The 20959-nt window shown below is 77.2% G+C and carries 16 protein-coding genes; 4 read left to right on the top strand and 12 right to left on the bottom strand.

Going from position 1 to position 20959, the window contains the following annotated elements; all coding sequences use genetic code 11:
* Positions 1-11 precede the first annotated feature (11 nt).
* From ABD774_RS09185 to ABD774_RS09175, 3 genes are read right to left on the bottom strand one after another with little or no spacing between them, the layout of a single operon-like run.
* Entirely contained in the window at positions 12-1184 is a 1173-nt protein-coding gene (locus tag ABD774_RS09185; RefSeq protein WP_345040136.1) for an LCP family protein, read from the bottom strand.
* 1 nt (position 1185) lies between these two features.
* Positions 1186-1395: a hypothetical protein gene (locus tag ABD774_RS09180; protein ID WP_345040134.1), complete on the bottom strand. Its 210-nt coding sequence runs from the start codon at positions 1393-1395 to the stop codon at positions 1186-1188.
* Positions 1385-2953, bottom strand: coding sequence for a sugar transferase (locus tag ABD774_RS09175; protein WP_345040132.1), 1569 nt, complete (start codon positions 2951-2953; stop codon positions 1385-1387). Before ABD774_RS09175 ends, ABD774_RS09180 begins: the two co-directional genes overlap by 11 nt.
* 400 nt (positions 2954-3353) lie before the next feature.
* Here ABD774_RS09175 and ABD774_RS09170 point away from each other — a divergent pair, with 400 nt between their 5' ends.
* The gene (locus ABD774_RS09170; protein ID WP_345040129.1) at positions 3354-4553 is read left to right on the top strand and encodes a glycosyltransferase; all 1200 of its coding nucleotides are present in this window, start codon (positions 3354-3356) and stop codon (positions 4551-4553) included.
* Positions 4554-4569: 16 nt separating this feature from the next.
* Here the strand turns inward: ABD774_RS09170 and ABD774_RS09165 are convergent, their stop codons facing one another.
* Both ABD774_RS09165 and ABD774_RS09160 read right to left on the bottom strand, forming a co-directional pair.
* Positions 4570-6012, bottom strand: coding sequence for a hypothetical protein (locus ABD774_RS09165; protein WP_345040127.1), 1443 nt, complete (start codon positions 6010-6012; stop codon positions 4570-4572).
* Positions 6009-7064, bottom strand: a complete 1056-nt coding sequence (locus ABD774_RS09160; RefSeq protein ID WP_345040125.1) for a glycosyltransferase — start codon at positions 7062-7064, stop codon at positions 6009-6011. Before ABD774_RS09160 ends, ABD774_RS09165 begins: the two co-directional genes overlap by 4 nt.
* Positions 7065-7183: 119 nt before the next feature.
* Here ABD774_RS09160 and ABD774_RS09155 point away from each other — a divergent pair, with 119 nt between their 5' ends.
* Positions 7184-8413: a glycosyltransferase family 4 protein gene (locus ABD774_RS09155; RefSeq protein ID WP_345040122.1), complete on the top strand. Its 1230-nt coding sequence runs from the start codon at positions 7184-7186 to the stop codon at positions 8411-8413.
* Positions 8410-9405, top strand: coding sequence for a polysaccharide pyruvyl transferase family protein (locus tag ABD774_RS09150; protein WP_345040120.1), 996 nt, complete (start codon positions 8410-8412; stop codon positions 9403-9405). The genes ABD774_RS09155 and ABD774_RS09150 overlap by 4 nt, the downstream gene beginning before the upstream one ends.
* Here ABD774_RS09150 and ABD774_RS09145 read toward each other — a convergent pair.
* Positions 9346-10899: an oligosaccharide flippase family protein gene (locus tag ABD774_RS09145; RefSeq protein WP_345040118.1), complete on the bottom strand. Its 1554-nt coding sequence runs from the start codon at positions 10897-10899 to the stop codon at positions 9346-9348. The genes ABD774_RS09150 and ABD774_RS09145 overlap by 60 nt on opposite strands.
* Positions 10900-11053: 154 nt before the next feature.
* Here ABD774_RS09145 and ABD774_RS09140 point away from each other — a divergent pair, with 154 nt between their 5' ends.
* Positions 11054-12046, top strand: coding sequence for a glycosyltransferase family 2 protein (locus ABD774_RS09140; protein ID WP_345040115.1), 993 nt, complete (start codon positions 11054-11056; stop codon positions 12044-12046).
* Between the two features lie 913 nt (positions 12047-12959).
* Here the strand turns inward: ABD774_RS09140 and ABD774_RS09135 are convergent.
* Genes ABD774_RS09135 through ABD774_RS09110 form a run of 6 tightly spaced genes read right to left on the bottom strand, consistent with a single transcriptional unit; the run spans position 12960 to position 20871 of the window.
* Complete coding sequence (locus ABD774_RS09135) at positions 12960-14198, bottom strand: glycosyltransferase family 4 protein (RefSeq protein ID WP_345040113.1); 1239 nt, start codon at positions 14196-14198, stop codon at positions 12960-12962.
* Positions 14195-15367, bottom strand: a complete 1173-nt coding sequence (locus ABD774_RS09130; RefSeq protein WP_345040112.1) for a glycosyltransferase — start codon at positions 15365-15367, stop codon at positions 14195-14197. The genes ABD774_RS09135 and ABD774_RS09130 overlap by 4 nt, the downstream gene beginning before the upstream one ends.
* Positions 15364-16374 carry a glycosyltransferase family 4 protein gene (locus ABD774_RS09125; RefSeq protein ID WP_345040110.1) on the bottom strand — a complete coding sequence of 337 codons (1011 nt, stop codon included), beginning with the start codon at positions 16372-16374 and terminating at the stop codon, positions 15364-15366. Before ABD774_RS09125 ends, ABD774_RS09130 begins: the two co-directional genes overlap by 4 nt.
* Entirely contained in the window at positions 16371-17516 is a 1146-nt protein-coding gene (locus ABD774_RS09120) for a glycosyltransferase family 4 protein (protein WP_345040108.1), read from the bottom strand. The genes ABD774_RS09125 and ABD774_RS09120 overlap by 4 nt, the downstream gene beginning before the upstream one ends.
* Positions 17513-18850: an O-antigen ligase family protein gene (locus ABD774_RS09115; protein ID WP_345040106.1), complete on the bottom strand. Its 1338-nt coding sequence runs from the start codon at positions 18848-18850 to the stop codon at positions 17513-17515. The genes ABD774_RS09120 and ABD774_RS09115 overlap by 4 nt, the downstream gene beginning before the upstream one ends.
* The gene (locus tag ABD774_RS09110; protein WP_345040104.1) at positions 18847-20871 is read right to left on the bottom strand and encodes a glycosyltransferase; all 2025 of its coding nucleotides are present in this window, start codon (positions 20869-20871) and stop codon (positions 18847-18849) included. Before ABD774_RS09110 ends, ABD774_RS09115 begins: the two co-directional genes overlap by 4 nt.
* Positions 20872-20959: the final 88 nt, after the last annotated feature.

The raw sequence follows: 20959 nt of genomic DNA, 5'->3' as shown, positions 1-20959 counted from the left end.
GGGCAGTACACCTAGGGCACGTAACCGCCGAGGGCGGGTGCCGCGGCCGGGTGCTCGGCGAGGTACTCGCCGATGCGGTCCTCGGCGAACGCGGTGGTGACGGTCCTCAGCGCCGGCTCGTCGAGCAGGACGATGGACTGCTTCCCGTCCGGGCTCCAGCCGGTGCCGATGTACGGCGCGGTGATGAACCGGACGGAGTCGGGGCGCAGCTCGCGCGCACTGATGGCCAGGTCACGCATCCTCGCGATCGTCAGACCGTCGTCCAGGGAGAGCGAGCGGGTGACCGCCTCCAGGGTAGACATCAGCCGCGCCGGGTCCGTGAGCACGTCGCGGTCGAAGATCGCCCGCATGATGCCGCGCATCCAGTTCTGCTGACGCTGCACCCGCCCGAAGTCGCCGCCGGGCACGTTGTAGCGCTCACGGGCGTAGGTGAGCGCCTGCGCGCCGTCGAGCAGGTGGGTGCCCTCGTCGAGAGTGACTCCGTCCACCGCCAGCGGCTGCTCGAGCCTGATCTCCACGCCGCCCAGCTCGTCGGTGAGCTCGGAGAAGGACTCGAAGTCGGCGACGGCGAAGTGGTCGATCCGCACCCCCGTCAGCTGCTCGACGGTCTGGATCATCAGCGTGGGACCGCCCCAGGAGAACGCCGCGTTGATCTTGGCCGTGCCGTGCCCGGGGATCGGGACCCACGAGTCGCGCGGGATCGACATGATCGTCAGGCTCTTCCGGTCGCCCGAGACCTGCGCGAGCATGATCGCGTCGGTGCGCTGGGCCCCGGCCGTCCAGCTGCTCGGGTCGCCCGCGGAGATCCGGCTGTCAGACCCGAGGATGAGGATGTTCACCGGCGGCGGCAGCGTGACGGCCGCACCGTCCGCCTCGACCACCGTCCGGGGGGTGCTCACGGGCCGGTCCGCGATCTCCGTGAACGGGTCCCCGATCCGCTCGATGCCGGCCTCCAGCCGCCCCTGCAGGTAGGAGACGCCCGCGACGCCCGCCCCGGCGACGGCGACCAGGATCGCGAGCGCGACGACGACCGCGGTCCGCGCCGCCCCGCGCCCCGCGCGCCGGCCGGGGGGCTCCGGCCGGTCGAGCAGGGTGGTCGGGTCGTCGTTGCTCGCGGGGGGTGCCACCGCGGCGTGGGAGCGGGGCAGCCCGGGGCTGCTCGGGGGCCTGGTGTCGGTCGCCATGTCAGGGTCCTTCCGGCGGGGGCGCGTCGGCACCCCGGTTCGCGGCGGAGGCGTCTGCCCCCGCCGCAGCGGCCGGCGCCGGGCCGGTCGCGACGTCCCACGGCACGAGCTCGGGGCGCAGCAGCGTCGCGGCGAGCACCGCGTTGACCAGCAGCAGGGCGGCGACGGCCGTGACGCGCAGGAGCGGGCCCGCCCGCCGGCTAGTACGCACCGCGACCTCCCAGGACGGCACGGACGGTGCGCAGGACGAGGACGAGATCGCCGCTGACGGACCAGTTCTCCACGTAGCGCAGGTCCAGCCGGACGCCGTCGTCCCACCCCAGGTCGGACCGCCCCGAGACCTGCCACAGCCCGGTGACCCCCGGCTTGATGAGCAGACGCCGGTGCACGTGGCGCTGGTAGGCGCGCACCTCGGCGGGCAGCGGCGGCCTCGGGCCGACCACGCTCATCCGGCCGCGCAGCACGTCCCAGAACTGCGGGAGCTCGTCGAGGGAGTACCGCCGCAGGAGCCGGCCCACGCGGGTGACGCGCGGGTCGTCCGCGAGCTTGAACAGCACCCGGTCCGCGGCGGCCAGCTCGCGCACCTCCGCCAGCCGCGCCTCGGCGTCGAGCGTCATGGAGCGGAACTTGTGCATGACGAACGGGACGCCGTGCTGCCCCACCCGTTCCTGGCGGAACAGGACCGGCCCGCCGTCGTCGAGCCGGACGGCGAGGGCGACGGCGGCGTAGAGGGGGGCGAGGAGCACGAGCGCCGCGGCGGACAGGACGATGTCCATGGCCCTCTTCAGCGCGTGCGCGCCCCCCGAGAATCGGGGGAGGTCCACGTGCACCACGGCCAGCCCGTCGACCGGGCTCTGGTGGAGGCGCGGACCTGCCACGTCGGTGAGCTGCGAGACCAGCAGCAGCTCCGTGCGGCTGGTCTCGAGGTCCCAGGCGAGGGCCCGCACGCTCTCACGCGGCATCCCGCCGGCCACCAGCACGGCGCCGACGCGTGGGTCCCGGGCGGCTGCGCGGAGGTCGCCGACCGGGAACCGCCGCAGACCGGTGGTCCGTGCCTCCGCCGGCTCCGCCGTCGCCCCCTCTGTGGTCAGGGCGACGGCGACGGGTACGTAGCCGGCCTCGGGGTGGCGGCGCATCTCCGCGACCGCGGCAGCCACCTCCCCCGGTCCACCGACGACGACCGCGCCCGTCATGGCGTGCCCCTGCGCACGCACCCTGCCCAGCCGCAGGCGCCACGCGAGCCGCGCGCCGAGCACCAGGACCAGCCCCACGGGGAGGGCGACGACGAAGTAGAAGCGCGAGAGCTGCACCGCGCCGAGGTAGGAGAGGATCGCGAGCAGCCCGAACGCCGAGAGGGTCGCGGCGAGCACGCGGCGGTACTCCTCCGAGCCCGCGCCGGCCACGTGGCGCTTGCGGGTGTCGCTCGCCCCGAGGGCGGCCAGCCAGACGACGGCGATGGTCAGCCCGACCAGCGGGTAGTCCACACCGTGCCCGGCGACGCTCAGCTGCGCCGCTCCCCCGCCGAAACGGGTGAGCTGCGCGATCACGAGCGCAGCGGCCACGGCCGCCGCGTCGGTGAGCATCAGCCCCCGGCGGTAGCGACGGTCCCACGAGATGGTCGCCGTGCCGGCCGCGGCCCGACGCCGGGGGGCGAGGCCGGGCACAGCGACGCCTGGCACGGCGACCGGTGCGAGGGGGCTCACCAGCACGCGCGCCGCCACGGCCGGGCTCGTCACCCTGGCCGAGCGATGTGCGGCTCGCTGGAGCATCCCCGTGTCCTTGCTGTCGTTGGAGAGATCCAGCGCACCAGCGATCGGTGGGGGCCGACGGGCCCTCGGCGCTGATCTGCGGGTGAAAGGCCCCCTCTCGCCCCGGCCGGGGCCGGGGGTGAGGCGGGGTGACCCGGCTCACCCCGAGGTGAGGCGGGGACGAGCGGCGCGGGACGGCGGCAAACCGGCGCTGCGCCGTCGCCCGGAGATCCCGCCGTCGGGAGGGCCCGGGCGACGCACCGGAGGCCGGCGAGGCGGTGCCCACCCCGCGTCACCCACCCGCCACCCTCCGGGCGAGCGTCGTGGATCGTCCGGGCATCGGCCGGAATTGCGGACCCAGATGCGGCCGGTCGCCGACTGAATGAGCGCACCAGATCCGTTCCGGACGCCAGGGGTCACCATGTCCACCGTTGTGCTCGCTCACGACTACGCCACCCAGCGCGGCGGCGCCGAACGGGTGGCCCTGATGCTCGCCCGGGCCTTCCCCGGCGCACCGATGCACACGACGCTGTACGACCCGGCCGGCACCTTCCCCGAGTTCGGCCGGCTGGACCTGCGGACCACGCGGCTGGACAAGCACGCGCTGCTGCGCCGCTACCACCGCCTCGCCATGCCCCTGCTCGCCTCCGCCGTCGACGCCGACCGGGTCGAGGGGGACGTGCTGCTGGCGAGCTCGACGGGATGGGCGCACGGTTACCGGGGGGCCGCGCGGACGGTGGTGTACTGCCACGCGCCGGCGCGCTGGCTCTACCAGACCGAGCGTTACCTCGGCTCGCACGCTGGCGCCGGAGCGGTGGGGCGGGCGCGGCGGGCCGGGATGGGCGCCGCCCTGGCCGCCCTGGCTCCCGGGATGCGCCGCTGGGACGCGGCGGCGGCGGCGCGGGCCGACCTGTACCTGGCGAACTCCACCGTCACCCAGCGCGCGGTGGCCGAGGTGTACGGCATCCGGGCCGAGGTGCTGCCGCCGCCGCCGGCGCTGCTGCCGGGAGGACCCGAGCGTCGGGTCGACGGCGTCGAACCGGGCTTCCTGCTGTGCGTGGCCCGGCTGATGCCCTACAAGAACGTCGACGTGATCGTCGAGGCCGTCAACGCCCTGCCCGGGGTTCGGCTCGTGGTGGTCGGCGCCGGCCCGGACCGCGCCCGGCTCGAGGCCCTCGCCGGGCCGCGCGTGCGGCTGCTCGGGCGCGTCGACGACGACGAGCTGCGCTGGCTCTACCGCAGCACCGCCGCGCTCGTGGCCGCCTCGTTCGAGGACTACGGGCTCTCGCCGCTCGAGGCCGGCGCCTTCGGCAAGCCCTCGGTGGTGCTCGGCGACGGCGGCTACCTGGACACGGTGGTGCCGGGCCGGACGGGGCTGTTCTTCGACGCCCCGGAGCCGACGGCGATCGCGGACGCGATCGAGGAGGCGCTCGGACGCTCGTGGAGCGCCCGGCGGATCGCCGCGCACGTGGCGACCTTCGGGGAGGACCGGTTCTGCGCGCGGCTGCGCGAGATCGTGGCGGCCGTGGGAGAGGAGCGTCAGCCGCTCGCGCTCGCCCCGGAACTGGTGCCGGCGTCGGCGTCGGCGTTGGCGCCCGGCATCGCGCTGGACGCCGCCTGAGCGGCGGCCGGCCCGGTCACCACACGCGCGCGCCGATGAGGCGGACCATCTCGAGAGAGACGTCGAGCATGCCCGCGACCACGGCGAGCGTCCACACCACCTCGAGCCACCCCCGGAGCCGGGGCCGGTTCTCCGAGGCGTCCTCGACCGCTGCCCGGACGGCGACGACGAGCAGCACCCAGGTGACGATGTGGAACCGCGTCCGCACGGTCACCAGCCCGAGAACGACCCAGTGGGCCCAGGCCGGCAGGGCCACCAGCGTGAACCGGCGGAGCGTGTCCCCGCGCCGCCGCAGCACGTGGACCAGGGCCGGGACGAGCAGCAGCTGCAGCACGACGGCCGTCCGACCGCCCCAGGGCTCCTGGGAGCCGAGGACCCCCGTGACGAGCGGCACGACCGGGGCGAGGAGCTGCTCGGTGGCCGAGGGCAGCCTGGATGCGGCCTCGGCGGTCGTCGGGCCGGTGACCGCGGGGTCGAGGAGGTGCCCGGTGAGGGACCGCTGCCGCAGGGACCACAGGCCGAGGACGAGGACGGCGGTGCCGGCGAGCACGGCCCAGCGGCGCAGCAGCGCCCACGGCGCCAGCGTCTGCGCCCCGCGTTCCTGGACCGTCCGCAGGAGGAGCACCAGCGCGACCACCCCCACGCCGGCCGCCGCGGTGGGCTTGACGCTGATCGCGACGGCCAGCAGGGCCGCCGCCGTCGCCACGGCGGGCCAGGTGGACCAGCGCGGACCGAGCACCACGGCGACCGCGGTGGCGCCGAGCGCCCCGACGACGACGTCGTTGTAGGCGACGTAGGCGCCGTCCCAGACCACGGGCATCGCCATGGCCGCCGCGGCGACGGCGCCGCTCCCCCGCACGCCGAGACTGCGGGCGCACCCGGCGGCCGCGAGCCCGGTCGCGACCAGGGTGAGGAGGTGCAGGTGGTGGGCGGCCACCCAGGATCCCTGGGTCGCCGCGGCGGTGTAGATCACCTCCATGAACGGGAAGGCGTCCACGTGCCGGTAGGGGCTGTCGTTCCAGCCGCCCGCCTGTGCCCACGCCACCGGGGCGGGCCAGTGGTACTCCACCTCGTCGGTGCGCCACGGCGGGGCCAGGGCCGCCACCGCCGCCAGCACCAGCCCGAGCGCGACCGCCCCCACCGGCACCGGGAAGGCACGAGCCTGCTCCAGCGCCGCACCGACGGCGCCGCGGACGAGTGCGGTGCAGGACCGCCGGGCCAGCACCAGCGCGACCCCGCCCGCGCCGCCGAGCGCGAAGGGGAGCCAGGCCCCCAGAAGCCCGGCGTGCCCGACGGCGAGCGTCACCGCTCCCACGGCCGCCAGGCCGGCCAGGGGCGCCAGCGCGGCCCTGGTCGCCACCGGCAGCCCCTGGGCGGCTCCCAGCCGCGCCGCGACCGGCGTCCCGAGGCCCGCGACGGCGAGCAGCAGCAGGAGCGACGTGCCCACCTGCGCCGTCATCGTCCGACCCGGAGCCAGACGGCGGCGTGACCGGCCGCGCTGCGCTCCCAGGTGAACAGGTCGGCGCGGGCTCGACCGCGCTCGACCGTCGCGGCGATCTCACGGTCGCCGGAGAGCGCCCAGACGAGCCCGTCCGCGAGCGCGGGACCGGTCGGCGCGACGAGCACGCCGCCGTCGCCGACGACCTCGGGCAGCGAGCTGGTGCGGGCGGCGACGACCGGCACGCGGGCCGCCATCGCCTCCAGGGCCGGGAGGCCGAACCCCTCGTGGAGCGAGGGCACCACGACGGCGGAGGCCGCGGCGACCAGCCCGGGGACGGCCGCGGCGGGCACACGTCCCACGCGGTGGACGCCGGGGAGGCCCGCGAACAGCTCGTCCCGGCGGCGGTGGGCGGGCCCGGAGAGGACCAGGTCGACGTCGGGCCGGGCGCTGCGCACGTGCGGCCAGGCCTCGGCGAGCGCCTCGAGGTTCTTGCGCCGCGCGGCCCCGCCCGCGTGGAGGACGTACGGCCGGTCGATGCCCAGCGACGCGAGCTCGGCGGCCGTGGCGGGCGCGGCGTCGCGGAAGCGTTCGTCGACACCGTTGTGCACGACGTCGGGGTCGTCGATCCCGAGGAGCTCGACCGCCTCCACCGCCGAGAACTCCGAGACGCACACGACCGCCGCCGCCCGCCGCAGCTCCTCGGCGGCCGCGCGGACGGGGGCCGACTCGTCGGAGTACCGCCAGGCGACCACGTCGTGCAGCGTGACGACCTCGTGCGGCGCGGGCGGGAGCTCGAGGTTCATCCGGTGCACCAGGGTGCCGGGCGGGTAGACCACCCGCCCGGCGGCGCGTCTGGCGCCGGTCCCGGCCCGGCCGAGCCGCCCCATCGGCAGCCGCCGGTTCCCCGGCAGGGGCGACCGCACGGACCGCGCCACGACCCGGTCGACCGCCCAGCGCGAATCTGCGTGCGCGGCCAGCGCACCGGCTGCCCGGCGGGCGATCTCCTCCTCGTAGACCTGCGCGCCCATGGGCGCCGCGACGGCCGTCGTGGCGAGGACGAGGCGCGGCATGGCCCGATGGTAGGTGCGTTGGCGGGGGCGACGGTCCGGAACGAGCACGGCCCGTTCCCCCTATGCGGACCCCCGCGCGTCGATACCCTGACGGCACCATCGCGGAAGGGCCGGGTCGGGTGCGTCCACGCCGTATCGCTCTTGTCTCCAGCTCCTTCCACCCCCGCACCGGCGGGGTCGAGGAGCACACCCGCCATGTCGCCCGCGAGCTGGCCGGGCGGGGGCACCGGGTCGAGGTGTGGACCGTCGACCGCGGCGAGCAGCTGGGCACACGCCTCGTGGACGGCGTCACCGTGCGCTACCTCCCGTGCCCGCTGCCGGCCCGGTCGCCCGGCGCGGCGCTCCGGTTCCTGGGCGGCGCTCCGCGCGCGTGGCGGGCGTGGCTGAGGGCACGGCGCGCGCTCCGGCCCGACGTCCTGCACGTGCAGTGCTTCGGCCCCAACGGCCTCTACGCGCTCGCCCTGCACCGCCTGACCGGGATCCCCCTGGTGGTGAGCTCGCACGGGGAGACGTTCATGGACGACCACGACGTCTTCGCCCGCTCCCGCCTGCTCAGCGCCGGCCTGAGGGCCGCCCTGTCCGCCGCGCAGGCGGTGACCGCGTGCAGCCGGATGGTGGCGGAGGATCTCACGGCGCGCTTCGGCGCCCGCCGGGCTGTCGTGGTGCCGAACGGCGTCGACCCGGCGGAGTTCGCGACGCCCGCGGAGGGCGGCGGCCGCACCCTCGCCGAATCCGCGCACCGGCGCCCGACCGTGCTCGCACTCGGGCGCGTCGAGCACCGCAAGGGCTTCGACCTCCTCCTGGACGCCTTCGCCCGGGCGGACCTGCCCGACGGCACCCGCCTGGTGATCGCGGGCGACGGCGGCGCACTGGCACCGCTCCGGGCCCAGGCCGCCCGGCTCGGGATCTCGGGGTCGGTGGACTTCCCCGGCCGGCTCTCCCGGCCCGCGGTCGCCGAGGCGCTGACGCGGGCCACCGTCCTCGTCGTGCCGAGCCGGGTGGAACCGTTCGGCATCGTCGTCCTCGAGGGCTGGCGGGCGGGCCTCCCGGTCATCGCCACCCGGAACGGCGGGCCGGCGGAGATCATGACCGACGGCGTCGACGGGCTCCTCGTCGACCCGCAGGACACGGCGGCGCTCGCGGCGGCGCTCGCCGACGTCCTGCGCGAACCCGAGCTGGCCGCCCGTCTCGCCGCGGGCGGACGCGAGCGCGTCGACGGCTACACGTGGGGGCGGACCACCACCGCCTACGAGGAGCTGTACCGAACCCTTCCGCGCCGGCCCGCCGGCCCCGCCCGCGGCCGCTCGCCGCACCCCCTCCGCCGTCGTCAGGGCACGGAGGCGGCATGAGGCTCGAGGAGGCCTTCCCGGACGTGGTCGGGTACGGAAGCGCCCCGCGGCGCCGCATCCGCGCGCTGCGCCGGCTCGTCGCGGCAGCCGCCCGCCCCGGCCTCCACCCGCGCAGCCCGGTCGTGCTGACGTACTGGTGGGACGGTCACCCGAACTTCGGGGACGGGCTGACGCCGTGGTTGCTCCCCCGCTACGGCGTGGTCCCCGTCCACCGCGTGCCCGGCCGCGCCGAGCTCGTGGGTGTCGGCAGCATCCTCGAGCACCTGCCGGCCACGTTCGACGGCGTGGTCTGGGGGTCGGGCCTGATGCACGACCACCGGTTGAGCCTTCCGCACGCCCGGTTCCTCGCCGTGCGCGGCGAGCTCACCCGCGAGCGCACCGGCGCGCCGGGCGGCACCACGCTCGGAGATCCCGGACTCCTCGTCGGCCGGGTGGCACGCCGGCCCCCGGTGCGCTGGACGCTCGGCGTGGTCCCGCACGGGCACCACCGCGCGGACCGCGCCTTCCTCGAGCTCGCCGAGCGCCACCCGCGCGACGTCCGGCTGATCGACGTGCACGCCGACCCGCGCCCCACGGTGCGGGAGATCGCCTCGTGCGCGGCCGTCGTCACGTCGTCGTTGCACGGCCTGGTGGTCGCCGACGCCTTCGGCATCCCGGCCGCCTGGACCGTCCTCGAGCCCGCCCTGCCGGGCGGCGAGTTCAAGTTTCACGACTACGAGACCGTCGTGTCCCCCGGCCGTTCCCGCCGTCGTCGGCTGCGTCCCGGCGACACCCTGGTGGACGTGCTCGCACGGACGTCGACGGCGGACCCCGACGCGGTGGCCGCCGCGACCGACGGGCTCGAGCGTGCGTCCGCGGAGCTGCGCGACCACTTCGCGCACCTGAGCCGCTCGCCCCTGGCGGCCCTCACCCGGATCTGGGGCGGGGACGCCTCAGCGCCCGTGCCGGACGAGCAGGCGGATCGCGCGGGAGGCCACGCCCCGCACGCGTAGCGGGACGGCACCGACCACGGCGGCCGCGTCCCCCGGCTCGAGCCCGGTGCGCGTGACGCGCAGCACCAGGAGGAGAAGGACGACGCCGAGCGTGCCGGTGGCCGCCGCGGTACCGAGGGCGGGCAGGGGGCCGGCGGACCCGGCCAGGCTCACGGCGACGCAGACCGCCGCGCCCGCGAGCGCCGGCGCGGCGCACCGGGCCACCTGGCGCCCCGTGAGCCCGAGGAGGCCGATCTCGCCGCGCACGAGCAGCGCGAGCCGGGTCGCCGCGCCGACCACGTTGGCGGCCACCGCGCCCCACACCCCGAGGCCGGGGATGAGGGCGACGGCCACCGCGAGGTCGACGCCGAGCGCCGCGAGGTTGATCGTCAGCAGGCGGCCGCCGCGGAGGCGGGCGAGGACGAAGGCCTGCACCGGGGCGGCGACGACCATCAGCCCCCCGGCGACGCCGAGGGCGACCAGCAGCCCGGGCACGTCCGAGTAGTCCGCCCCGTAGAGGAGGGGGACGAGCGCGGCGAGGGCGGGTAGCGCGCCCGCGAGGAGCAGGGCGACCACCGTCGAGCTCACCCGCAGGGTGCGGGAGAACGCGGCACCCAGGGCGGCCCGGTCCACCTCGCTCAGCCCGGAGACCGCCGGGATGAGCGGGCCGATCAGCGCCTGCGCCGGGCTGAAGAGGTGGCTCGACAGCCCGAAGGCCAGGGCGAAGGTGCCCACGGCGACCGGGTCGGCCAGCCACTGGAGGAGGAAGATCTCGCTGCGGCTGGTCACGAGGTTCGCCACGATGCCGGAGAGGCCGGCGGGCACCGCGAACCGCCAGAACCCGGCGGGCAGCCCCCTCGGCAGGCGCGGGCGCAGGGCGGTAAGCCGGTAGTCGCGGGAGACGGGGACGAGCGCGATCGCCGTGACCACGCCGCCCATGACGAGCCGCGCCGCCCAGGTGGCGTCGGGCGAGCGCAGGGCCAGCACCGCGGTGAGCGCCGCCCCGAGGGTGAGGACGTTGCCGAGCATCGCGACGCGCGCGCCCGACGCCGTCCGGCTCTCGATGGTCAGGGCGGCGGGAGCGCCGCTGAGCCCGGCCGGGACCACGAGACCGAAGACGACGGCGAGGACGAGCAGCACCGGGTCGACGTCCGCGACCAGGACGACCAGCACGGCGAGCAGCGGCGCGGCGACGAGGAGCCGGAACCCCTGGGTCTTGGCGAGCAGGTCCCGCACCTCCGCCCGGCGGCCCGCGGCGTGGGCGCGCGCGCCGTACTGGACGAGGGCGGTGCCGACGCCGAGCCCGACCACGCCGGTGGCGATGTCCATCAGGGCGGTCAGGAAGGACAGCCGCCCGTAGTCGACGACGCCGAGGACCCGGGCGATCACGAGGTTGGCGAGGAACGCCAGGGGCAGGGACACGGCGACGTGCACCATCGTCCACAGCGCGCCGTCGACGGCCCGTGCCTGGAGCTGCCTGCGGTCGAGCGGGGGCCCGGCGGCCGGCGCCGTCATCGCGGCCACCGCCCGCGCCGCCCACCCGCGCTGCCGGCCACCCTCGGAACATACGGGACGAACCCGTGGCGCGTGTCCGTATCGGGAGGCGGCCGCGAGAGTTCACCGTCCGTAACGGCCCCGCCACCCCACCCGGCTGGCTAGCGTGGGGGCCGTGGAACCCCCGACGGCGGAGGTGCGGCGGGCCGGCGCGACGCCGGCGCCGGCGGGCGCGCGGCTGAGCGTGTGCGTGGTGACCTACGAGCGGCCCGCGTTCCTCGAGCGCTGCCTCCGCGCGCTGGCCTCCCAGCGCGCGATCGACGAGGTCGTGGTGGTCGACGCCTCCGCCCGGCCGCAGGACGCCCTGGCCGCCGCGGCGCTGCCCGCCGTCCGCTACGTCCACGCCCCGCAGCTCGCGGGGTGGATGACCCGGTCCCGCAACGAGGCGCTGCGGTGGGCCACCGGTGACCTGGTCGCCTTCGTCGACGACGACGTCGTCGTCCGCCCCGGATGGGCGACGGCGCTCAGGGCGGCGTTCGCCGACGCCGCCGTCGCCGCCGTCGCGGGCCGGACCTGCAACGGCCTGCCCGGGGAGGACGTCTACGGCCGGCCGGTCGGCCGCCTGCTCGACGACGGCACGCTCACCGACGGCTTCGCCTCGCTCACCCCGGCACCGGTGGAGGTGGACCACGGGATCGGCGCCAACATGACCTTCCGGCGATCGGTGCTCGCCGAGCTCGGCGGGTTCCGGGACGACTATCCCGGCACCGCGCTGCGCGAGGACACCGACCTCTTCCTCCGGGTGGGCGCCCTCGGCGGCCGGGTGGTGTACGAGCCGCGGGCCGCCGTCGATCACCGCCCGGCGCCGCACGTGCGCGGCGCCCGCTTCGACACTCGCTACAAGCTCTACGGCCGGCGCAACCACGTCGTCCTCCTCGCGCGCCACGCCGGGGCGTCCTCCCCGATGCTGCGACGGTGGATCGGCGGGCAGCTGCGCAGCACGCTCCGCGCGCACGGGGCACGCCGGCGGCTCCTGCGGCTCGGCGTCACCCTGGCCGGGATCGGGTGGGGCCTCCTCGCCCTCCCCGGCGCGGCGGGGCTGCGCCCTGCTCCCCCGTGCCGCGTCGATCCCGTGGGCCGCGAGCTGCGGGCCGTGCTGGGCGGCTGAGCGCGGATGAGCGGAACCGCGTACGTCGTCCTGAGCCACCGCGACCCGGCGCAGGTCGAGCGCCTGGCCGCCGCGGTCACCGGCTCGAGCCCGACGGCGCACGTCCTCGTCACCCACGACGGCCGCCGCTCCGCCGCGCCGCGCCCCGCTGACCGGGTGCGCGTGCGCACGCACGGCCTGCCCACCGACTGGGGCTCGTGGGAGCTGGTCGAGGCCACGCTCGACGCGTTCGCGTGGGCGCGGCGCACGGTCGACCCCGAGATGGTGGTGCTGATCTCCGGGCAGGACTACCCGGTCCGCGACCTCGCGGCCTGGGAACGGGAGTTCCTCGCCACGGGCGGTGGCTGGGCCGGGCGGGCGACCCCGCTCTCCTACCGGCCTCGCTGGGGGCGCCGCCGCGGCGAGGGCGACGACGATCTGACCCGGTACGTCTACGGCTGGTACCGCCTGCCCGCGACCGGCCTGGCCCAGCTCCTGCCTCCCGGGCTCGAGCGCGCGCGCAGGCGCGTGCGCGGAGCCGTCCTCCTCCGCGCCGAGCCGGTGCTCTCCTGGCGGCACGTCACGCGCGGCCGCGGCGCCCACCTCGGGATCCGCCGGTGGCGCACGCCGTTCTCGCCGGCGCGGCCGTGCTGCAAGGGACCGCAGATGGTGGCGATGGACCGGGCGGCGCTCGACCACCTCCTGACCGAGACCGCACCCGGCACGGCGCTGCGCCGGTACTTCCGCCGGACGGTCATCCCCGACGAGGCGCTGATCCAGTCGGTGCTGGCCTGGCGCGCACCGCCCCGCGAGGGGTGGCAGGTGAGCTACGACCACTGGGTGCCGAGCATCGACACCACGCGAGAGCTGGGCACCGCGGACCTGCCGGCGATCCTGGCGTCCGGGGCGGCATTCTGCCGCAAGGTTGACCGGGTCAGGAGCGCCGCGCTGATCCAGGCCCTGGACGATCGCCGGGCCGCGGCCCCCGGGCGGCTCGACGCGGCGGCGGTGCCGGTGGTTCGGTCCGGGCGTGCGGCGCCCGGCGTGCGGCCCTCACGCGGCTGAGGAACTCCTCTGTGGAGGTCGCCAGCTCGTCCGCGTGCGGGACGGGTGCCGCGGCGGCGCGCCGGGCGAGCGCCTGCCTCAGGTCGCCGTCGGCGGCGAGCCTCCGCAGGGCGACGGCGAGCGCGGCCGGGTCACGCGGCGCCACGAGCAGCCCGGTGTCGCCGTCGCGGACGAGCTCGGCGGGCCCGCCCTCGTCGGCGGCGACGATGGCCCGGCCGCGGGCCAGGTACTGCAGGACGTTCTGCCCGAGCGGTTCGGGCGCGGTGGCGCAGTGGACGGCGATGTCGAGGCTGTCGACGAACCCGCGGACGTCCTCGACGTGCCCGTGGAGGGCGAGCCGGTCCGCGACGCCGAGCTCGCGGGCCCGCTCGCGCAGGCGGGCGAGGTAGTCCTCCTCCCCGAACAGCGGTGCGCCCGCCAGGTGCAGGGTGACGTCCCCGCCGGGGAAGGCCCGCGCGAAGGCGTCCAGCAGGAGCACCTGCCCCTTCCAGGGGGCGATGCGCGCGACCATCCCCACCCGCTCGACCCGGGCCCGGGGCGGAGGGGGCGGCGGGTCGAACATGTCCCCCACCGGGCTCGGGACCACCGCCCGCAGCGCCGGGAGGGGTGCCGCGGCCGCGGCGACGCCGAGCGTGTGACGCGAGTTCGCCACCACACCCGCCGCGCGCGGGAGCACCAGGCGGGTCATGGCGGCGAATCCCCAGCGGCCGAGCGCCTCGGGGGTGACGGCGTCGCGCAGGTGCACCACGAACGGGACCCGCAGCACCGACGCGGTCAGCGCCGTGTACACGGCCGAGCGTGCCGAGTTGGCGTACAGCACGTCCGCGCCGCGGACCTCCCGCTCCGCGACGAGCGCGGCGACCTGACGGAGGACGGCGCCGGCGTTGCGGGCCTGGGCGAGCGCGGCGCCGCCGATCGCTCCGGGCCGGTGCGGCGGCCCGGTCTGCCGCACGACCTGCCCGCCCAGGCCCGCGTACGCGCCCAGCGGTCCCCGCGGGACCACCACCGTCGCGTCCCAGCCGGCTCCGGCGGCCAGGAGCCTCGCCAGGGCGAGCTGGGCACCGCCGTGGCTGGTGGTGTGGTCCAGGAACACCACCCGCAGGGTCATCGCGCCGCCAGGCGGTCGAGCACGGCGCGCATCTCCGTCACCCGGGTGCTCCAGGCACGCACCGACGCCGGCTCGCCGGCGCCCGCGGCCGCCGGGGCGGCCGGGCCGCCGGCCGGGGCCGCCCGGCCGGGAGCCGGAGCGGGCGGGTGGGGAGCCGCCGTGAGGGCGGCACGGACCACCTCCGGGAAGGCCGCGCGGTCCGCGACGGTGACCTGCGGGTCGTCGCTCCCGCGGAAGCCGGCGACCGGCGTGCTGACGACCGGCCGCCCCGCCGCCCGGTACTCGTAGAGCTTGATGGGGTCGAGGCTCTCGGTGAACGGCGTGACCACGTGCGGGACGAGCAGGACGTCGGCGTGCCGCAGGTAACCGGGAACCTCGCGCCGGTCCTTGGCGCCGAGCAGGACGACGCCGGAGCGGACCAGACGCTCCCGGTCGCCGGGCGGGAGCGGGGCCGGGCCCACGAGGACCAGACGGCCCCGGCCGAGCACGCGGGCGACGTCGAGGCACAGGTCGACGTCGATCCGGTCCGTGTGGATGGTGCCGACGTAGACGGCGACCGGCCCGGGCGGCAGGTCCGCCGGCCTGTCCACCGGTGCGCGGTACGGGGCGAGGTCGACCGCGTTCGGCACGAGGGTGACCGGGCGGGCCGTCCCCTTGCCGGCCGCCAGGTGCGCCGAGCACACGACGACCTCCTCGCACGTGAGCAGCAGCGTGGCCTCGTCCTCGCGCAGGCGCCGGGTCTCGGCCGGCGTGCGCACTGCGGCGAGCCAGTCGTCGGTGACGTCGTACAGCGACCGCCACCCGGTGCGCGCGAGCACGCGCGCCCCCGCCGGGTCGTTGATCCACAGCACGGGCTCGTGCATCCGCAGCCGCCGCGCGGCGCGGACCACCGCCCGGGCGCGGCGCCGGTCCCCGCCGGGGTCCGCGGCGCGGGGCAGGACCTTGGTGGGCTGGTAGAGCCAGAGCCGCTCGCGGTCCGTGGCCCCGCGCAGGCCGGCACCGGCCCGGGCCCGCCGCCCGGACCGCAGGGCGTGGAGCGGGTCGGCCGCCGGCTCGACGAACAGCACCCGGAGCCGCTCGTCCTGCTCCAGCAGGCCCGACACGAGGTGCTGGTTGCGTCGCCACACGGCGTCCCAGGCCTCCAGCGAGAGCACCACCAGGTCGGTCACAGCACGCTCCGGTAGACCGCGTCGGTGCCGGCGACCTGGGCGGCCAGGGTGAACCGCGTCCGCTGCGCCAGGCGCAGCTCGGCCGCGTACGCGTCGCGCCGCGCGGGGTCGGCGGCGAGCGCGGCGAGTGCCGCGCTCGCGCCCGCGACCTCCCCCGGCGCGAACAGCGCCGCCCCGTCCACGGTGCCGACGGTCTCGAGGTGGCCGCCGGCGGCCGCGGCCACCACGGGCAGCCCCGCGGCCATCGCCTCCAGCACGGCCAGCCCGAGGCCCTCGACCGGGCACGGGGCCAGGAGGACCCCGGCGCGCGCCATGAGCTCGCCGACGTCCGAGCGGGGACCGAGGAAGGTGACGGCATCGGCCACGCCGAGCCGGGCCGCGAGCCGCTCGAGTGTCGCCCGCTCGGTGCCGCGGCCCGCGACGTCGAGGCCCCAGCCCCGCGCGGCCAGGCCGCTGAACGCGAACGCACGCACCGCCGTGGCCCCGTCCTTCTCCGGCGCCAGCCGCTGGGCCAGCAGCACGGTGCGGGCCCGGTCCACGGCGGGCCGGCCGTCCGGACGGTCAGGCACGCCGACGGGGACCACCGTGCTCGGCCCGTCGACGTGGTCGGCGACGTACCGGCTGATCGCGATCTGCGCGGCGATGCGGCGGCGGAGCGCGGGCTCCGCGAGCCGGCCGGCCCGGCTGGCGCCCCGGGTGCCGGCGAAGTGGCGGGTGGCCACGACCGCCCGGGTGGGGGCGGCGAGCGCGACGGCGATCTCCGCCGCCGTCATGTGGGCGTGGACGACGTCGCCGCCCCGCCACCCCCGGACCGCCGCGGCCACCTCGGCGACCGTCGCGGCCGGCCGGTGCGGGATCCGCGGGCCGAGCGCGGCGCGCATGGCCGTGGGATCGCCGCCGACGACGGCGACCCGGTGGCCGGCGCGGGCCTGCGCCGCCGCGAGGGAAGCGACGTGGCGCTCCACCCCGGCGAAGGCGTCCGAGCGCACCGCGTGCAGGATCCTCATCGCGGCCGTCCCGCGCTCACGGCGCGACGCGCCGCGAGCCGGTCCACCACGGCGAGGTACTCCCGCGCCACGCAGGCCCACCCGTGCGCCTCCGCGGTGCGGCGGGCGGCCCGGCCGAGCGCCACCCGGTCGGACCCGAGCAGGGCGAGGACGCGGTCGCGGATCTCGGCGGCGCTGCCGTCGACGACGTAGCCGTTGACGCCCTCGTCCACGACGTCGCCGACGCAGCCGACCCGGGTGGCGATCACCGGCAGGCCGCTCGCCATCGCCTCGAGCACCACCAGCCCGAACGACTCGTACGCGCTGGGGAACACGAGAACGTCGGAGGCGTGGAAGTAGCGCTGCGGCTCGGGGTCGGCGCCGACGGCGTGCAGCCGTCCCTGCACACGGTTCCTGCGGGCGGTGCGGACGAGCGCGGCGACCATGTCCGCCGATCCCCCGACGACGACGAGGTGGACCTGCGGCGGGAGCTCCGCCAGGGCGGCGAGGACGGCGGGCAGGCCCTTGCGCTCGAACTCGTGGCCGACGAAGAGCATGGCGACGTCGTCCTCGCCGAGACCCAGCCCCGCCCGCGCCGCGCGTCGTTCGTCGGGGGTGGGCGGCGCGAAGCGGTCGAGGTCGACGCCGTTGCCGATGACGACGGTGCCCGGCCGCAGGCCCGGGTAGGTGCCGCGCAGGTCGCGGTCCTCCTGGCGGGTCAGGTTGACCACGAGGCGGTGGGTGCCGGAGCGGTAGCGCAGATGGTCGCGGAGCGCGGTGAACAGGTGCAGCGGGTTGCGCACCATGCGCCCCGCGTAGCGGCCGCGGGCCCGCATGGCGACCTGGAGGATGCCGTGGTTGACGTAGACGTCTCCGGTGAGGGCGTCGTTGTGGCAGATGGCGACGGCGCCGGGGTTGCGGGCCAGGTAGCGGCGGGCGAGGACGGTGCCCACGGTCGAGAACCAGGCCACCCGGAGGGCGTGGCCGGCGCGGCCCCTCATCCCGCCCCGGGGCTCGGGGAGCCAGTCGCCGCCGGCGTCGGACAGCGTGAACCTGTCGACCCGTGCGCCGGCTCGCCGGAACTCCCGCTCGAGGTGGTGCGCCACGGCCTCGACGCCGCGGCCCGGCTCGATCGCCGGGGCGATCTGGACGATGTGTCTCACGGATGCACCGCCGTCGTCGCCCGCTCCGCCGCCTGCCGCTGCGCCGCCTGCCGCTCACCGGCCTCCCGTTCCGCGTGCCACGCCTGCGCGCCGAGGCACACCCCGGCCACGGCGAACGGGACCGAGACCTGGACCGCCGACCAGAACAGGTCGAACTGGGCCTGGACGATGCGGACCAGCACCACGGAGAACGCGAGCGTCCCGAACGCCGGGTCGAGCCGCCACAGGACCACCAGCACGCCCACGACCAGGACGAGGAAGCCCGCGAGCCCGACCACCCCGGCGGAGGTCAGCACCTCGAGCTCGGCGTTGGGAGGCTGCACGCCGGCGCCGCCGTTCCACCACCGCAGCCCGCGGCCGAAGAGGGGGTCGGCGAGCCAGACGTTCCAGGCGTCGGCGAGGTAGCTGATGCGCTGGAAGACGGAGTTGTGGCGGTTCCCGGACTCGACGTCGTCGCGGACCATGGAGGCGACGAACAGGACCACGGGCACGACGAGGAAGAGGACGAGCTTGGACCTGCGACGGTGCAGGTCGCGGCGCAGGGAGACGACCAGCAGCGCGACCCCCAGCCCGACGAGCGCCTGACGGGACTGGGCCAGCAGGATGCCGGCCAGGGCCAGCCAGAACACCGCCAGCGTCCAGCGCCGCGACCACCCGAGCCACACCGGGCGGGCGTAGGCGACGACCGCGGCGAAGGCGAGCACCGTGCCGACGAAGTTCTTGTGCATCTCGTACGGCCACGTGGGGTAGACCGGGCCGAGATCGCCCGCGGCGAGCTGGCCGGCCCCCTGGACGACCGTGCCCACGGCGAGCAGCGCGGCCGTCCCGAGCAGGAGCCCCAGGCCGAGCCGGGCGCACCCGTGCCGCCCGACCGCCCAGCCCACCACGAGCGCGCCGGCCACGAGCAGCCACGCGTGGAACCACTCGACGGTGTTCGCCACCGAGGGGTTGGCGACGACGGTGAACAGGGTGGCCGTCTGGTAGGCGGCGGAGAGCCAGAGCAGCGTGCGCAGCGGCGGCGGGTACGGGCGCGGGGCGAGCAGCACCGCCGGCCAGAACGCCACCGCCAGGACCAGGTCCGACGCCGACAGGTCAACGCCGCCGGCATCCACGCGGGCGACGACCAGCAGCGCCGGCATGGCGATCACCGGCAGGGCGGCCGGCTCGACGAGCGACACCCCGACGCCCAGCACCACGAGCGCCGCACCGACCACGAGCAGCGGCCGGCTCGGCACCGCCAGGCCGGCGAGGACCAGGCCGGCGACGACCGGCGGGCCGACCAGGAGGATGAGCAGGGTGCTCCGCAGGCGGCCGGGAAGGACCGGGCCGTTCATCGCGGCCGCCCGAGGCTTGCCTCGACGCGCACCGGGCCGCGGAGGTAGAGGCGCAGCCGGTCCCGCGCCCCGGCCCGCGCCGTCCCGCCGAGCAGCACGGCGCGTGCCCCGGCGCCGAGCACCTGCCCGGCCCGGGCGAGCTGCCAGCCCGCCGCGCCGTGGTGCTTGCGCAGGTAGCGCTCCTGCGACGCGTGGAAGTGCACCTCGCGGCGTCCGGGGTCCGTGCTGGTGCCGGCGCCCTGGTGCAGCGCGGTGACCGCGGTGACCTCCCGGTGCCGCCAGCCGAGCAGCGAGGCGCGGTACGCCCAGTCGGTCTCCTCGGCGTAGAGGAAGAACCGCTCGTCGAACGCGCCGACCTGCTCGAGCGCCTCGGCGCGCAGGAGGAGGACCGACCCGACGACGAAGCCGGGCCGCCGCCGCAGGCGCCCCAGGCCGACCGCCTCCGCCCAGGTGCCGGCGGGCGAGGGGAACGGCCAGGCGACCCGTGCCCGCCGGCCGGCGGCGTCGACCTGCGCCGGAGCAACGCTCCCGAGCCGCGGGTCCGCCAGAAGGTGGCGGTGCAGCCGGGCGACGGCCTCCGGCGTGACGACGGCGTCGGGGTTGAGCAGCAGGACGTCACCGCCCGGGACGAGCCGGTCCGAGAGCGCGGCGTTGACCCCGGCGGCGAACCCGCCGTTGCGTCCGGGGTCGACGTAGCGGGCCCCCGCCTCCGCCGTGACGGCGGCCACCCGGGGGTCGGAGGAGTTGTCCACCACGGTCACCGGCAGGCCGGCGAGCGGGGCGAGGGCGCGCGCGAGGAGCTCGGGCGCGCCGAACGCGACGACGACGATCTCCGGCCCGTGCTCCGGCCGCCCACCGTCGTGGCGCCGGGCGACCCGTCGGTACATGGCGGCGTACCGGTCCGCCACCGCCTCCCAGTCGCACTCGCGCGCCCGCCGGAGCCCGGCCGCCCGCATCCGGCCCGCGAGCGCGGCGTCCTCCCCCACGCGCACGAGCGCGGCCCGCAGCGCGGCCGGGTCACCCGGCGGGACGAGAAGCCCGGCCCCGCCGACGACGTCCGGCAGGGCGCCGCTGTCGCTCGCGACCACCGGGACGCCGCTCGCCATCGCCTCCACCGCGACCCGGCCGAACTGCTCGAGCCAGGACGGCGTCGTCAGCGACGGGACGGCGAGGATGTCCAGGCCACGGTAGAGGTCCGGGAGCCGCTCGTGCGGGACGTGCCCGGCCATGACCACCCGGTCGGCGAGCCCGAGGGTGGCGATGCGGTCGCGGACCCGCCCGGCGTCCGGGCCCGACCCCGCGATCGTGAGCGTCAGCCGCGGGTCGCCGGCGACCGCGTCGAGCAGGACGTCGACCCCCTTGTGCGGGGCGAGCCGGCCCACGTACCCGGCCCGCACCCGGGGGGCGGCCCCGCCGTCGTCCGGTCCGTCCTCGCCCGGGGCCTCCGCCGGCCCGTCCCCGCCCGGCGCGTCCGCCGGCCCGTCGTCGTGCCCGACGGCGAAGGCTGCGGTGTCCACCCCCAGGGGGACGATGTCCGCCGTGCCCGGGAAACCCTTGCGCCGCACGATCGCTCCGGCGGCGGAGTTGCAGACGCTGACCGCGGACGCGCCTGTCAGCGCGCGGCGTTCGAGCAGCCGGAACGGCAAGGGGTAGCGCTTGTCGATGTTCTGGGCGGAGTAGAGCAGGTACGGCGGCCGGCGGCGCCGCAGCGCACGCAGGAGCAGCACCTCCGCGGTGGCCAGGGCGAACGGCTCCTCGTGGATGTCGAGGACGTCCCAGTGCTCCCCCAGCGCCCGCCACACGGGGCGGGGGTCGTAGAGGAACAGCGCGGGGTGGCGGCCGAGGGTGGCGACTCCTGCCACGTCCTCGCCCGCCCGGGGGCCGAGCGGCACCTGTGCACCGCCCCCGTCCCACCGGCGCGCGGAGAGCAGCCGGACGTCGATCCCCCGGCGGCGGACGGCGCGCTCGCGCTCGCGCCAGGCGTCGACGACGGCACTGTGGGAGATGCGAAGGACCCGCACGGACAGGCCTCCTCCGTCGGTGGCGCGGCGCTCCCGAGGGTAGCGAGGAATGCCTCCGAAAACCGGCCGTTGACGGCCGCCGCCGTGG

It is taken from the genome of Georgenia daeguensis, assembly GCF_039537705.1.
Lineage (GTDB): Bacteria > Actinomycetota > Actinomycetes > Actinomycetales > Actinomycetaceae > Georgenia > Georgenia daeguensis.
This window is presented reverse-complemented; position numbering and strand designations above follow the sequence as displayed.